The organism is Stomatobaculum sp. F0698 (assembly GCF_030644385.1).
Classification (GTDB): Bacteria; Bacillota; Clostridia; order Lachnospirales; family Lachnospiraceae; genus Moryella.
In genome coordinates this window covers 214,832-228,353 of sequence record NZ_CP130060.1, presented here as the reverse complement: position 1 = coordinate 228,353, position 13,522 = coordinate 214,832, and the positions used below count along the sequence as shown (strand labels likewise).

Annotated in this window: 13 protein-coding genes; 3 read left to right on the top strand and 10 right to left on the bottom strand. The window is 55.2% G+C overall.

The features are described from left to right. Positions 1-65 precede the first annotated feature (65 nt). Positions 66-746 (top strand): response regulator transcription factor, encoded by a 681-nt coding sequence (locus QU660_RS01100; RefSeq protein WP_304946513.1) that lies wholly within the window; start codon positions 66-68, stop codon positions 744-746. Continuing rightward, positions 743-2,065, top strand: a complete 1,323-nt coding sequence (locus QU660_RS01095) for a sensor histidine kinase (RefSeq protein WP_304946512.1) — start codon at positions 743-745, stop codon at positions 2,063-2,065. Before QU660_RS01100 ends, QU660_RS01095 begins: the two co-directional genes overlap by 4 nt. Here QU660_RS01095 and hemW read toward each other — a convergent pair. Both hemW and lepA read right to left on the bottom strand, forming a co-directional pair. Next, on the bottom strand, positions 2,057-3,265 hold the full coding sequence (gene hemW / locus QU660_RS01090; protein WP_304946511.1) for a radical SAM family heme chaperone HemW: 1,209 nt from the start codon (positions 3,263-3,265) through the stop codon (positions 2,057-2,059). The two genes, QU660_RS01095 and hemW, sit on opposite strands and share 9 nt — an antisense overlap. After that, entirely contained in the window at positions 3,258-5,072 is a 1,815-nt protein-coding gene (gene lepA, locus QU660_RS01085; RefSeq protein ID WP_304947253.1) for a translation elongation factor 4, read from the bottom strand. Before lepA ends, hemW begins: the two co-directional genes overlap by 8 nt. Positions 5,073-5,345: 273 nt before the next feature. Here lepA and rpsT point away from each other — a divergent pair, with 273 nt between their 5' ends. Beyond that, complete coding sequence (rpsT, locus tag QU660_RS01080; RefSeq protein WP_304946510.1) at positions 5,346-5,609, top strand: 30S ribosomal protein S20; 264 nt, start codon at positions 5,346-5,348, stop codon at positions 5,607-5,609. 64 nt (positions 5,610-5,673) lie between these two features. Here rpsT and QU660_RS01075 read toward each other — a convergent pair whose 3' ends face one another. The 8 genes from QU660_RS01075 to QU660_RS01040 form a co-directional block, all read right to left on the bottom strand. Further along, the gene (locus QU660_RS01075; protein ID WP_304946509.1) at positions 5,674-5,937 is read right to left on the bottom strand and encodes a Txe/YoeB family addiction module toxin; all 264 of its coding nucleotides are present in this window, start codon (positions 5,935-5,937) and stop codon (positions 5,674-5,676) included. Beyond that, positions 5,930-6,193: a type II toxin-antitoxin system RelB/DinJ family antitoxin gene (locus tag QU660_RS01070; RefSeq protein WP_304946508.1), complete on the bottom strand. Its 264-nt coding sequence runs from the start codon at positions 6,191-6,193 to the stop codon at positions 5,930-5,932. The genes QU660_RS01075 and QU660_RS01070 overlap by 8 nt, the downstream gene beginning before the upstream one ends. Positions 6,194-6,303: 110 nt before the next feature. Beyond that, positions 6,304-7,017 carry a DUF4352 domain-containing protein gene (locus tag QU660_RS01065; RefSeq protein WP_304946507.1) on the bottom strand — a complete coding sequence of 238 codons (714 nt, stop codon included), beginning with the start codon at positions 7,015-7,017 and terminating at the stop codon, positions 6,304-6,306. 206 nt (positions 7,018-7,223) lie between these two features. After that, the gene (locus QU660_RS01060) at positions 7,224-8,054 is read right to left on the bottom strand and encodes a glucosamine-6-phosphate isomerase (protein WP_304946506.1); all 831 of its coding nucleotides are present in this window, start codon (positions 8,052-8,054) and stop codon (positions 7,224-7,226) included. Positions 8,055-8,073: 19 nt separating this feature from the next. Further along, positions 8,074-9,231 carry an N-acetylglucosamine-6-phosphate deacetylase gene (nagA, locus tag QU660_RS01055; RefSeq protein ID WP_443027789.1) on the bottom strand — a complete coding sequence of 386 codons (1,158 nt, stop codon included), beginning with the start codon at positions 9,229-9,231 and terminating at the stop codon, positions 8,074-8,076. Between the two features lie 111 nt (positions 9,232-9,342). Continuing rightward, a complete protein-coding gene (locus tag QU660_RS01050) occupies positions 9,343-9,804 on the bottom strand; it encodes a MarR family winged helix-turn-helix transcriptional regulator (RefSeq protein WP_304946504.1) in 462 nt (153 codons plus the stop codon). 135 nt (positions 9,805-9,939) lie between these two features. After that, positions 9,940-11,673 (bottom strand): ABC transporter ATP-binding protein, encoded by a 1,734-nt coding sequence (locus tag QU660_RS01045; RefSeq protein WP_304946503.1) that lies wholly within the window; start codon positions 11,671-11,673, stop codon positions 9,940-9,942. Continuing rightward, positions 11,670-13,463, bottom strand: a complete 1,794-nt coding sequence (locus QU660_RS01040; protein WP_304946502.1) for an ABC transporter ATP-binding protein — start codon at positions 13,461-13,463, stop codon at positions 11,670-11,672. Before QU660_RS01040 ends, QU660_RS01045 begins: the two co-directional genes overlap by 4 nt. Between the last annotated feature and the right edge of the window lie 59 nt (positions 13,464-13,522).

The window sequence follows — 13,522 nt, the reverse complement described above, 5'->3', positions numbered from 1 at the left end:
CACCTCATTCGAGAAAACTATGATACCATTTAGAAAACACAAATTATAAGGAAGCGGAGGTTTCCATGACGATATTACTGGTGGAAGATGAGGACCGCCTCGCAGCGGCGCTTATTGAACTGTTTCACAGCGAAAAGTACCTCGCGGATCACGCGGACAATGGCGAGGACGGCCTCTATGCCGCCCTGCAAAAAGACTACGATGTCATAGTCCTCGATGTCATGCTCCCCAAAATGGACGGCTTTGCCGTGGTGCACGCCCTAAGGCGCGCCGGCAAGAAAACCCCCGTCCTCATGCTGACCGCACGGGATGAGATACGCGATAAAATCGAGGGGCTCGACCAAGGGGCGGATGACTATATGACCAAGCCCTTTGTGCCGGAAGAACTCCTTGCGCGGGTCCGCGCGCTCTCCCGCCGTCAAGGCGAGGTTCTCTTGGATGAGCTCCGCTTCGGCGACCTCTGCCTCTCCCTCGCAACAAACGAACTGAGCACCCCGGGGCAGAGCGTTCGTCTCGCCTTTAAGGAGGCGGAACTCCTGAAACTCTTAATTGCGAATAAGGGCGTAATCCTAAGCAAAGAGACCATACTCCGGAAACTCTGGGGCGATGAGAGCGATGCCGTCGAAAACAATGTCGAGGCCTATGTTTCCTTTCTCCGAAAAAAGCTGAGCTTTTTGCGCTCCTCGGTCAAGATTCAGGCCATACGCCGCCAAGGCTATCTGCTGCTCGAGGAGGAAACGCGATGAAGCCGCTCCGCATTCTGCAGCGTCGCATCATTGCGACCAACCTCTTCTTTGTGCTGATACTGCTCTTCGGTATCCTGACTGCAATCTTTCTGAATGCCCGTGCCCGCTCCGTAAAGGAGGCAGGCCGTTATCTTGCCGCGGAGCTCCGCTTTGCGAGCTTCTTTTCCGAGCATGAGAGCGAGGCAAGCAGCTCGTCGGATGAAGCGGGGCCGCCGCCGGACGGAGCGCAAGCACCCACAGCATACTATCCCTATGTTGTTTTTTCGAGGGACAGCGGCAGCGACTCTTATACCGTTTCGAGAAGCTATGATCTCACTTTAAGCGACGCGGATACCGCCCGTCTCCAAAGCTTGCTGCAGCGTATCGCGGACAGCGATACCGGTTCGGAGCGAAAGGAACCGCCCGAGCGCCCGGAAGAAAATGAAAGCCTGACCCATGCCTTTTCTTCCTATTACTATTTGCAAGGGAGACAGGCCGGAAAACGCGTTTTCCTCGTCACCTCACTCGACAAGCTGAATGCCTCTCTGCTCCTCTTTGCCCTGCAACTCGGCGGCATCTTCCTGCTCGCCGGCTTCCTCATCTTCGGGCTCAGCTTCTTTCTGGCCCGCATGAGCTTACGCCCGGTTGAACACGCCTTTTCGGAACAGCAGCGCTTTGTACAGGATGCCTCGCATGAGCTGAAAACCCCGCTCACGGTGATACTCGCGAATCTCTCGATTTTAAAATCCCGCCCTGCCTCCTCCATTCAAGAGGAAATGCTCTGGATACAAAATACCGAGACCGAGGCCCGCCGCATGCAGGAGCTCACCGAGCGCCTTCTGTTTCTCGCCAAGGCCGATTCCAAGCGCCTCTCACCGAAAATAGAGCGCCTCTCGCTCTCGCAGCTCACCGAGGCCGCGGCACTCCCCTTTACCGCGCTCGCCTTTGAGCGCGGACTGACACTCGACACGGAACCGGAAGCCGGGATCTCTGTGAAGGGCGATGCCCGGGCTCTCACCCAGCTCCTCGCTATTTTGATCGACAACGCGCTCAAGTACGCGAGATCCGGCAGCGTGGTCACCGTACGGCTCGCTCGGCAAAAAAAGCACGCCCTGCTCTCCGTACACAACGAGGGGGAAGTCATCCCGCAGGATGCGCTCCCCCATCTCTTCGATCGTTTTTATCGCGTGGACAAATCGCGCGCCCGTGCGCAGGGCGGTTACGGTCTCGGTCTCTCCATCGCAAAGACCATAGCGCATGCCCACGGCGGCGATATTCGCGTCGAGAGCTCCGCCGAACACGGCACCTGTTTCACGACTACCCTGCCGCTCTCAGAATAAGTTGCGGGGATCTTCCGGAAACAAAGCCTGATTCCGCGGCAAAACCTGATAGAAATCCGCAAAGACACGGTTGCTGAGATCGATGCCCCGCTCCGTGAGCCGAAGCATCGGTGTATCCACCTCCAGGAGACCGAGCGTCGTGTTCTTTCGGATTGCCTCCCCGAAGAGGTCGAACATATTGAAGTGAAAGAGGTCGTAAAAATCCGCCCCCGAAACCCCCTTGGTCATGCGAAGGCCGAGATACATAAACTCTTCCATCTCATCCGCGACCGTGAGCGCCACCAAATCCTGATAGAGCGGCATCAAATCGCGGTGCATCTCAACCGCCATATAGCGGTCCAATCTCTCCTCCGAGTGAAAGCGGTGATGCTTTAACTTACTCGAAGCGCCGAGGCCCACACCGAGATAGTCTACATCGGTCCAGTAGCCTATGTTGTGGCGACACTCCTTGCCGGGACGCGCGTAGTTGGAAATCTCATAGCGCAGGAAGCCGTATTCCTCAAGCAGCGCCCGGGTCTCGACATACATGGCTCTCTCTTCCTCTTCACTCGGCAGCGCCTTCTCCCCCGCCGGCGTTCCGTAGAGCTCCGCAAAGGGCGTGCCGGGCTCAATGATTAAGGAATAGGCCGAGATATGCTCCGGATGGAGACGCAGTACTTTTTTGAGGCTCTGCCGCCACTTGTGGAGGCTCTGATGCGGAATTCCGCTCATCAAATCGATGTTGATGTTGTCAAAGCGCGCAGCCCTTGCGAGTTCATAGCTGTGGAGAAAGTCATTGTAGCTGTGAATCCGGCCGAGCAGCTTTAATTCTTCATCGTCCGCGGACTGAAGCCCTAAACTCAGGCGGTTGATGCCGGCCTCACGGTAATACTCGAGTTTGGTCGCGTCCAGCGTCCCGGGATTACATTCGATTGTAATCTCGACATCCGCCTCGACCACAAAACTCTCGTAGACCGCCGAGATAATGTTTTGCACCTGCAAACCGCTCAAAATCGAAGGCGTGCCGCCCCCGATGAATATGCTGCTCAGCTGGTACTCCGGCAGTATATGCCCCTGCGCGCGTATTTCTTCAATCAGCTGATTCACATAGGCGCGCTGCGCCTCCGGGGTCGACTCGCCGGACAGAAAGTCACAGTAGCGGCACTTGGACGCGCAGAACGGAATGTGAATATACAGTTCCAGTTTTTGTTTCTCACTCATCGTCGAGTTTCAAAACGCTCATGAACGCCTTCTGCGGCACCTCGACGGAGCCGATCTGGCGCATGCGCTTCTTTCCTTCCTTTTGTTTCTCGAGAAGTTTCTTCTTTCGCGAGATATCGCCGCCGTAGCACTTTGCAAGCACGTCCTTGCGCACCGCCTTGACCGTCTCGCGAGCTATAATCTTGGAGCCGACCGCCGCCTGAATCGGAATGTCAAAGAGCTGGCGCGGAATCTCCTTCGTGAGCTTTTCGCACATCTTCCGCCCTCTCTCATAGGCACCGTCCGAGAAGACGATGAAGGAGAGCGCGTCTATGGTCTCGCGGTTAATGAGAATATCGAGCTTCACAAGCTTCGAGGGTGTGTAGCCCTTTAACTCATAATCGAGGGAGGCATAGCCTCTGGAGCGCGACTTTAACGCGTCAAAGAAATCGTAAATGATCTCGTTCAGCGGGAGCTCATACTTCATGATGGCGCGGTCCTGCTCCATGTAGTCCGTCCCGAGATAGATACCTCTTCTCTCCTGGCAGAGCTGCATGATGGGGCCTATGAACTCTCTGGTTAACATAATCTCCGCAGAAACCATGGGCTCTTCCATGTGCTCAATCTCCGCGGAATCCGGAAGATTCGAGGGATTCGTGAGCTCTATCATGCTGCCGTCCGTCTTATAGACGCGGTACACAACGCCCGGCGCCGTCGTCACGAGGTCTAAGTCGTACTCCCGCTCCAGTCTCTCCTGGATAATCTCAAGGTGCAGAAGCCCCAGGAAACCGCAGCGGAAACCAAAGCCAAGCGCGAGCGAGGTCTCCGGCTCATAGGTCAGAGAGGCATCGTTTAACTGCAATTTCTCAAGCGCATCGCGGAGATCCTGATACTGCGCCGCGTCCGCGGGATAGAGGCCGCAGTAGACCATGGGTGTGACCTTCTTATAGCCCGGGAGCGCCTCCGCCGCCGGGTTCTTCACGTGCGTCACCGTGTCACCGACCTGCGTGTCCCGCACATTCTTGATGCTCGCGGTGAGGTAGCCTACCATGCCGGCCGAGAGCTCTTCGCAGGGAATAAAGCGCCCCGGTGCAAAGTAGCCGATTTCGACCACATCCACCTCCGCGCCGGTCGCCATCATGCGAACGCGATCACCCTTCCGAACCGTGCCGTTCTTCACGCGGAGAAAGACAATGACGCCCTTATAGCTGTCGTAGAGCGAATCGAATATGAGGGCCTGCAAAGGCTCCGACTCATCGCCGTCCGGCGGCGGGAGCTGCTCTACAATGGCCTCCAACACTTGGTCCACATTGAGACCCGTCTTCGCGGAAATGCGCGGCGCGGACTCTGCCTCGATGCCGATTACATCTTCGATTTCCAAAGCAACCTTGTCGGGCTCCGCGCTCGGCAAGTCCACCTTATTGATGACCGGGACTACCTCGAGGTCGTGGTCCAGCGCCATGTATACGTTTGCAAGCGTCTGCGCCTCAATGCCCTGGGAAGCATCGACCACAAGAATCGCACCGTCGCAGGCTGCGAGCGCACGGGAAACTTCATAATTAAAGTCCACGTGTCCCGGTGTGTCGATCAAGTTAAAAATATACTCCTCGCCGTTTGCCGCGCGGTACACCGTGCGCGTTGCCTGGCTCTTGATTGTAATGCCGCGCTCCCGCTCGAGATCCATGGTGTCCAGAATCTGGTTCTGCATCTCCCGCTCGGTGAGCAGACCCGTCTTCTCGATGATGCGGTCCGCGAGCGTGGATTTACCGTGGTCGATGTGCGCGATGATACAAAAGTTTCTGATATGTTTTCTGTCGTAAGTCGGCATGCTTCCTCCATCAAAACCTTCGGCAGACTGCGCCTTCGCTGCCGCAATGATTTGAAAAAAGAATAACATTTTTACTATTCTCTTTCAAGTGAGCCTTGACACTCCCGCGCCTTTGCCCTACAATTTGAGGGTATGTTTACATTGAACTGTCCGTGTCCAGACTTCGATGCGAACGCCCACAGAGAGCAAGACATTTGCGCGGCTGCCCGTCCCTGACGGTTGTCTTGATGACTGTGAAACTATCATCGTATCCGTGAATGGGAGGAAAAGAAATTGGCAAACATCAAATCCGCGAAGAAGAGAATTTTGACGTCCGCAAAGAGAGCTGAGAGAAACAAGGCTGTTAAGTCCGCTGTTAAGACCGCTGTCAAGAAGGTCGACGCTGCAATCGCAGCAGGCGATAAGGCTGCGGCAGAGGAGAGCTTCCGCAAGGCAGAGCGCGCGCTCACCATGGCGGCTTCCAAGGGCGTTCTGCACAAGAACACTTCTTCCCGCAAGGTGTCTCGCCTCTCGAAGTCTGTCGCAGCAATCGGCTGATTGCTGCCATAGAACAAAGGCAAAGCAGAGTGGATCATCCGCTCTGCTTTTTTTCTTGCCGTTTTTACTTATCTCTGTAGTGAGAACCGCACTGGACAATCTGAATCACATCTCCGTCTATCCGATACACAATCCGGTTACAATCATCGATTCTCCGGCTCCAATAAGACGACAAATCTCCTCTCAAGGGTTCCGGCTTCCCGATGCCGTCATATCCGTTCCGCTCAATATCCCTGAGTAGTTGCAAAATTCTTTTAAGTGTCTTTTTATCCTGCTTTGTCCAATACTCAAAATCTTCCCACGCATCTTCTGTCCACGCTTTAATCATTGAGCTTCACTTCGTGGACAATACCGCCCGTTGCCTCCATTTCTGCAATGGATTTTCTCAGTCTTGCCAGATTGGCCGCACTGTAAAAGGGATCTTTTTCTGCGGATATCTCAAAGGGAATTCTCTGCTCTCTGACAGCAGTTTTTGCAAACACACAAAACGCCGTCGACATGCTCATACCGATATCGGAGCAGAACGCGTCAAACTGCTTCTTTAAATCCTCATCCATGCGGATATTGATACTTGTTTGCGCCATATTGCACCTCCTTTTACATGCATTGTATCTACATTTGACGCAAATAGCAATACAAAAAGAGCAGTGCGGAATTTTCCTTTCCGTGCTGCTCTTTTTGTATTCCAAAAATTTTATCGTGCTTGCGCCTCAACGTCAGCTTTTGTGAATACGAATGTTGCTTTTTTATTTCCCCAAAAACTCGGTGAATATCTAATCTCAAACGAATTAAAGTCCTTGGGCACCTGATAACAGATGACACCACTCATCTTCTTTCCGGCTGCCACACTTCCGTCCAGCTGACCAATGCCCTTCCACTCCGGAACCTGAGCCCCCATAATATCCTGGTTCAAAGAATAATCATCACAATAAGCCTCAAATGAGATGAGGGAACTGACACCGATATCGTGTGAGGACTGATTGTCAATATCAAAGACCAACCCAAGGAAGTACTTCCCTTCTTCGGGATTCCAGAATTGCCCATCTCCATTGGAAATCCGTACAGAAGAAAGACGCACCTGTACACCATTAAAATCAGCGATATCTCCGATCCCGAAACTATCCTTGGCAGCTTCCGTTGCCTTTTCTGTCGCCTTCTCTGTTTCTTCTGTTGTCTCTACGTTATCTGTCGCTACAGTTGTTTCCGAGGCCGCAACTTCTACCTTTTTAGGATCCTGATCGCTGCCACCGCCAATGATTGCTGCGAGTACAAAAAATCCGACAATTCCGAGGACAATCCACTTTACTTTTCCGCCCTGAGTCTTCCTGCAATGCGGGCATATCTTTGCATCTGCAGAGATTTCCGATTTGCAATATTTACAAATCTTTGTCTTATTACTGTCTTTCATCTCAAATCCCCCATAATTCCGTTGAATTTAAATCCACACTTTCAAGAATACGTTTTTTTTTTTTTTTTTTTGTCAAGCTTATGTTCATGTATTTTATACAGCCGGAATTTGAGCACAATCTATCCGGCAATCATATCCGTTATGCTTGATTCATAAAAAAAGCTTCCCGGTACTCATGCCGGGAAGCTCCTTAATTTTTCTTTGATTTAGTTTCCGCTTGCCACACGCTCGCTCATGTACATCTTGGCATCGGGGTGACGCTGCAAGAGCGTAACCGGGAAGGAAGCGCTGACTTCGCCGTAAGCCGCGCGGCGAATGACTGAGTAGTGCCAGTCGCGGAACATACCGAGGCGCACCTTCTTTGCCGCGAGAATCTGCTTCATGCCTATGGTCACGCAGAGCGAGGGCATGTCCTCGAGCGCGCCGCGGAGGTCGCCGATCGAGTTCACCGCGCGGGTCTCCGGCGCAATCGTGCGGACGCGGGTCGGCAGCGCCGCAAACTCTTCGGGGGAGAGTTCCGGCTGGGGCTCGTTGAATGCGAGGTGGCCGGTGATGCCGATACCGCCGAAGCAGATATCCGCGCCGCCGAGCTCTTCCAGCAGTTCATCGCCCTTCTCCGGGTGATGCGGATCCGGGAAAATGCGCTGCTCTTCCGGAATGTTGAGCTCCGGCGCAATCTTGCTGTATACGGTTCTCTCCATGAAGCCGCGGAAGGAAAGTCTGTCCTCCTTCGCGACCCACTCGCCCTCATCGGTCAGATACTCATCCATGTTAAAGAACCAGCAGTCCTTTAACGAAACCTTCCTCTCGTTCACAAGGCGCACAAAAATCGGGTAGTGTCCCACCGGTCCCACCGGGCAGATGAACACGGTGCGGCGTCCCGCCGCATTGTTCTTCTCAATCTCCTCTACCATCTCGAGTGCGAGCTCGTAAAACGCTTCTCCCGGCTCCTTGCAAACCATAATCGGAATCTTTGCGCCCTTTTCGAGTTCCTCTCTTCCGATCTCATAATAAGAATGATACGAATTCCCTGCCATGATGCCTCCTTCTCTGTTCTCAGTCAAAGTTACAAAACGCGCCGCGAAGCATGACGCGGTGAATCTCATCGTCTTTTAAAATCAAGAGGTCTGCCTGCTTGCCCGGGGTGAGACTTCCGATTCTCTGATCCTCCCCGAGGAGACGCGCCGCATTCTCCGAGAGCAGGGGAACCAGTTCCGCGGTCGGCCGCCCCGTAAACTTCCTGAGGTTCCGGAAGGCGCGCGCCATGGTGAGTGTACTTCCCGCGCGGGCATCCCCGTGCTTTAAGCGCGCATCGCCGTCTTTCACCACGACCTCGTTGACGCCGAGCATGTACTCGCCGTCCGGCAGTCCCGCCGCCATGATGGAGTCCGTGATTGCAATCGCGTGGTCAAGTCCCTTTGCCTGCAAGTAGAGGCAGATGCTGCCCGGGTGTAAGTGCAGTCCGTCCGAAATCATCTCGCAATAGACCTCTTCCGAGGCGAGCACCGCACCGAAAATAGCCGGCTCGTGGCGGTCAAAGGCGCGCATCGCGTTTCCCGTGTGCGTCGCCGCGCGCGCGCCCGCAAAAATAGCGCGCTCCGTGGTGCGGTAATCCGCATCCGAGTGCCCGAGGGCCGTGACAATGCCGAGGGCGCGGAGCTTCGGAATCAGCTCAATGGCCCCCGGCAGCTCCGGTGCAAGGGTGATATAGCGGATGTGCCCCTCTGCCTTTTCCTGGTAGCGGGCAATCAAGTCATAGTCCGGCGTGCGGAGCAGACTCTCCGGCATAGCCCCTTTGTGCTTCGGGGATAAAAACGGCCCCTCTAAGTGTATGCCCAGTAAGTCCGCGCCCGCGTGCGGCAACTTTTTCCAGTCGAGAAAGGCCTGAATGGCGCGCTCCGTCTGCTCTTCCGTATCGGTGAGGATCGAGCAGAGAAAGCTGCCCGTGCCCTGACGCGCAAAAAAACAAGCCAGTTTTTCAAAATCCTCGGCGCTCGCCGCATTCACATCCACGCCGACCGCGCCGTGCGTGTGAATGTCCAAAAAGGCCGGTATGACTGTCGCGCCTCCGAGCTCCAGCACTTCCTCATTCGCAAGCGGCATAAGCCCGCCCGCTGTCTGCGGCGAAAACGCTTCAATGGTCTCGCCCGTCACGCGGAGATCTCCCGGTACCAGGCGTTTTTCATAATAAAAAGATCCGTTCTTTAAGAGCATATCTGCCTCCCTCCCGTCCGAATCGTACTGCTCCAGTGTAGTCCATTCCCGATACTTTCTCAAGCCGAGAACGGAAAAAGACGCCTCCGGGGGGCGGCGTGCGTTCTTCTCTCATCTCTTCCCCTCTTCTTCACAGCCGTGGAGCAGCGCGTAGATCTTTTCAATGCAGGCAATCATGGTCTCCGCATCGCTCGCGTCAATGCCGCTGAGCTTCGCCTTGAGCCCCGCAAAGTAGTCATGGTCATGCTCCTCGTAAAAGCGCCGCCCCGCTTCGCTGAGGCGCACAGCGACATAGCGCCGGTCCTTATCATCCGTCTCCTTTTCAAAATAACCGCGCTGGGTGATTACCTTGACCGCACGCGTGACCCCCGGGCGCGGTAGCTTCAGCGCGGCCGCGATATCGCTCACATAGACCGCTTTTTTCACGGCGGAAAGCTCTACCACCGCATCCAACACATGCATCTCCGTACTGCTGATGCCGTCCGGCAGCTCCGGCCGCAGCTCCCAGATGCGCTTTGCGAGATACATCGCATCCATCATACGCTTGATGTTTCGCTCGTTCAGCTCTTCCACAGCCCCCTCCGTTCATTATCTCAGATAATTACCTTTAGCCATTATATGCCCGCAGCTTTTTGCTGACAAGCGATGCAAACAAAAAAAGAGCCGCAGCGAAAGTTTCCTCTCGCCGCGGCTTGTTTCGATTTGCGTTCATACCTTCCAGCTGAGCGCCTTGTTTCTGGCCTCCACAAATCTGCGGTATATGCCGTCCTCCCGAAGAAGTTCCTCGTGGGTTCCTCGCTGCGCAATGCGCCCGCGATCGACCACAAAAATTTGCTTCGCCGCCCGCACGGTTTTCAGGCGGTGCGCAATCATTAAGACCGTCTTCTCTTTCGTGAGTGCCGCGATTGCCTCCATGAGCTCTTTCTCGTTCTCCGGATCCACATTGGCGGTCGCCTCATCGAGAATAATGACGGGTGCATCCTTCATGATGGCTCTCGCAATCGAGATACGCTGCCGCTCCCCGCCGGAGAGTGAGGCGCCGTTCTCACCGATCACGGTATCATAACCCTCCGGAAGCGCCGTAATAAAGTCGTGGCAGCAGGCCTGCTTTGCCGCGGCAATGACCTCTTCCATCGAGGCCTCCGGCTTTCCGAAACGTATGTTGTTTGCGACCGTATCGTGAAAGAGATATACCGACTGGAACACAAAGCTGAAGTTCTCCATCAGTGCGTCAATCGAATAGTCCCGCACATCTTTTTGATCGAGGCGCACCGTTCCGCTCTGCACATCCCAGAAGCGGGCAATCAGACGGCAGAGTGTCGTCTTACCGCTGCCGGAGGGCCCCACAAAGGCCGCGCTCGTGCCGGACGGAATGCGAAGCGACACGCCGTCTATCACCTTCCGGCTCTCATACGCAAAGTCAATCGCTTCGAGCGCAATGTCATGCGTTTCGGGCGTATACGCTTCGCCGTCAATCTCCATCGACGGAAGCGAGAGTATCTCCTGCCCCCGCGAGACACAGAGATCCACCATGCGGAGCAGCGCCGAATATGCGCCCATGCTCGAAAGTCCCGTAAAAACATGAAAGGCCATGACCATCATCAGCACCGCGGTGATCAGGTCCATGCTGCCGTCCAGATAAAAGCGCAGCGAGGCCAGTAAAATCCCGAGTCCCGTGAGCTTCAGGACCCCGTTTTGCAGCGGCATGTAGCGGTTTGACGCGAACTCCAAGTCGGTCATCAAGCGGGCGGATTCCGCAATGCTATCCTTCAGTTTTTGCTCGGACTCTCCGCTCAGCCCGTAGGACTTTACCTCGGAAATGCCCTGGATGTACTCGAGAACATTCTCAATGAGTTTGGTGTCGTTCGCTATTTTTTGTCCGGACAAGGCCTCGTTGTTATGCTGCATACGGGCGTTAATCAGGGCAAAGAGCAGCGCCCCGATTAGGGCAATCAGACCGATACGCCAGTCAAAGATCAGAAGCATCAGCAGAATGAGCGCTGTATTGAGTAGCCCCTGGGTTGTCTGCATCACCACGCGAGTCGCCACATCGCCGAGCAGCTCCATCGTGTTGGTGGTCACCGAGCTGATATCGCCGAGGCTCGTGCGGTTAAAATAGCCCATGGGCAAAAAGCGCAGCTTTTCCGCAATTTCAATGCGCTTGTTCGCACACTCCCCGTAGCCCGCGCGGCACTGGAGCATGGCCTGTTTGGAGCGGAACGCAGCCTCCGCGAGCACGCCGATAAGCAGGAGCAGAAAGCTGAACAGGATCAGCTTTCCCGTCATTCTGTCTTCCGAAAATCCGCGGAGTATGAGGCTGATGGCCGGATATTTCAGTACTTCGCAGAAGGCAATCAACACCCCGAGCCAAAGCGACGCATAAAACATACGGCGGTGTTTTGCGGAACAAAAGGCAAAGAACTTTTTGAGTGTCGCAATCATTCGGACAGCCCTCCTTCCTCCGAGCAGTCTCTTGCACTGCTGTGCGCCTCCCACATCTTCCGGTAGAGCGGACTCTCTTCGAGCAGCGCCTCGTGCGTCCCGCAGGCCGCAATCCTCCCGGCCTGTACCACAACAATTTGATCCGCATTCACAATGGTCGAGAGCCGGTGCGCAATTACCAGCAGCGTTTTATTTTGCGCAAGCCTTGCCACGGAGCGCTGAATCAGCGACTCATTTTCCGGATCCGCATAGGAGGTCGCCTCGTCCAGAATCAGGAGCGGCGCATCCTTCATCATCGCACGGGCAATCGAAATGCGCTGGCGCTCACCGCCCGACAAATGCGCTCCGCTTCCGCCGACCACGGTGTCAAAGCCGTTCTCGAGTCCTGCGATAAAGTCATAGCAGCCGCTGTCTCGCGCGACCTGCTCCACCTCGGCATCACTCGCCCCGGGTCTTCCCATGCGTATGTTCTCACGCACTGTTGTATTAAAGAGAAAGCTGTCCTGAGAAACGTAGGCAACTTGCCTGTTATAGTCTTCCGACGAAAGTTCCCTTAAATCAACACCGCCGAGTGTAATGCTGCCGCCTCCCACATCCCAGAGGGAGGCAACCAGTTTCGCAATGGTCGACTTGCCGCTCCCCGAGGGGCCGACCAGGGCCGTCACCTTTCCGGCCGGAATGCAGAGGTTTACGCCGTGCAGCACCTCCTTTTCCCCGTAGCCGAAACGCACCTCGCGAAGTCTTACTTCACTGTCCGTCGGCAGGGCGCGACTCTTCTCCGGACGCGAGAGTTCCGGAAGCGTAAGGACAGCGTCAATCTCTCCGAAGATTGAAGTCGCCTTGCCGATGTCGTCGCTGTAGCTGAGTGCCGTGATGAGCGGCGTAATCAGACCGCAGGCGAGAATCAATATCATCACATAGTCATGAAACGCGAGCGTGCCCTGCATTACAAAGACCGCGCCGAGCGGAAGCACCGCAATCAGGGTTGCCGGTGCAATGGTCATACTGAGGGAAAACGGCACAATGCTCGCCTGCATCCAGTCGGTAAAGCTGTTCGCGTTCTCCTCGGCCGCGCGCGCAAAGCGGGCATAGGAGCTCTCCGCCTTTCCGAACGCCTTGATAACCTCAATGCCGCCGATGTACTCGACCGCCGTATCGTTCAGTGCCTTGGTGGTCTCCTGTGTTCTGCGGAAGGGGCGCTCGTAATCGCGAAACATCGCCATCAGGCAGAGCAGCGTAAGCGGCAGGGTCGCGAGCGATAAGAGCGCCATACGCCAATCGATGCGGCAGAGATACAAAAACATGAGGAGCGGCGCAAGCAGGTTTGCCGTAAACTCCGGCACCACGTGCGCAAGTGTCGTCTCAATCGCATCCGTTCGCTCGACCATGATATTTTTGAGTGCGCCGGACGGCGTCTCGCGCACCGTTCCGAGCGGCAGACGCGCAAGCTTTTCGCAGAGTTCCGTCCGTATCCCCGCGATCAGCGCGAAGGTCGTCTTGTGTGACAAGTTGGTAGAACAGGTGTGAAAGAGGATACCGAGCACAATAAAAACTGCCATCAGTCCTCCCTCACGGAGAAATACGTCATAATTACGCTCTCCCTGCAGGAGCTGCTTTACCATGGTGCCCATCACAAAATACGGGACCATGGAGCAGAGAACCCCGATGCAAGCCAGCACGACACTCTTTTGGTAGCTCGCTTTGCTCACCGCCGCAAACTTTGTCACATAATAGAAAAAGCTCGCCATCCTCCCTTTTTCCGGCTCGTTTTGTTTGCTTGCTTCCGCCATACATTTCTCCCCCTTCTTCGCCCGGACCGCGGCTCGTTCCCGTAGGCCGAATCCGTTGA

Bases quoted from the DNA above. Each gene is read 5' to 3' on its own strand.
- QU660_RS01100 (WP_304946513.1), top strand. From the start codon at position 66: ATGACGATATTACTGGTGGAAGATGAGGACCGCCTCGCAGCGGCGCTT.
- QU660_RS01095 (WP_304946512.1), top strand. From the start codon at position 743: ATGAAGCCGCTCCGCATTCTGCAGCGTCGCATCATTGCGACCAACCTC.
- hemW (WP_304946511.1), bottom strand. From the start codon at position 3,265: ATGAGTGAGAAACAAAAACTGGAACTGTATATTCACATTCCGTTCTGC.
- lepA (WP_304947253.1), bottom strand. From the start codon at position 5,072: ATGCCGACTTACGACAGAAAACATATCAGAAACTTTTGTATCATCGCG.
- QU660_RS01075 (WP_304946509.1), bottom strand. From the start codon at position 5,937: ATGATTAAAGCGTGGACAGAAGATGCGTGGGAAGATTTTGAGTATTGG.
- QU660_RS01070 (WP_304946508.1), bottom strand. From the start codon at position 6,193: ATGGCGCAAACAAGTATCAATATCCGCATGGATGAGGATTTAAAGAAG.
- QU660_RS01065 (WP_304946507.1), bottom strand. From the start codon at position 7,017: ATGAAAGACAGTAATAAGACAAAGATTTGTAAATATTGCAAATCGGAA.
- QU660_RS01060 (WP_304946506.1), bottom strand. From the start codon at position 8,054: ATGGCAGGGAATTCGTATCATTCTTATTATGAGATCGGAAGAGAGGAA.
- nagA (WP_443027789.1), bottom strand. From the start codon at position 9,231: ATGCTCTTAAAGAACGGATCTTTTTATTATGAAAAACGCCTGGTACCG.
- QU660_RS01045 (WP_304946503.1), bottom strand. From the start codon at position 11,673: ATGATTGCGACACTCAAAAAGTTCTTTGCCTTTTGTTCCGCAAAACAC.
- QU660_RS01040 (WP_304946502.1), bottom strand. From the start codon at position 13,463: ATGGCGGAAGCAAGCAAACAAAACGAGCCGGAAAAAGGGAGGATGGCG.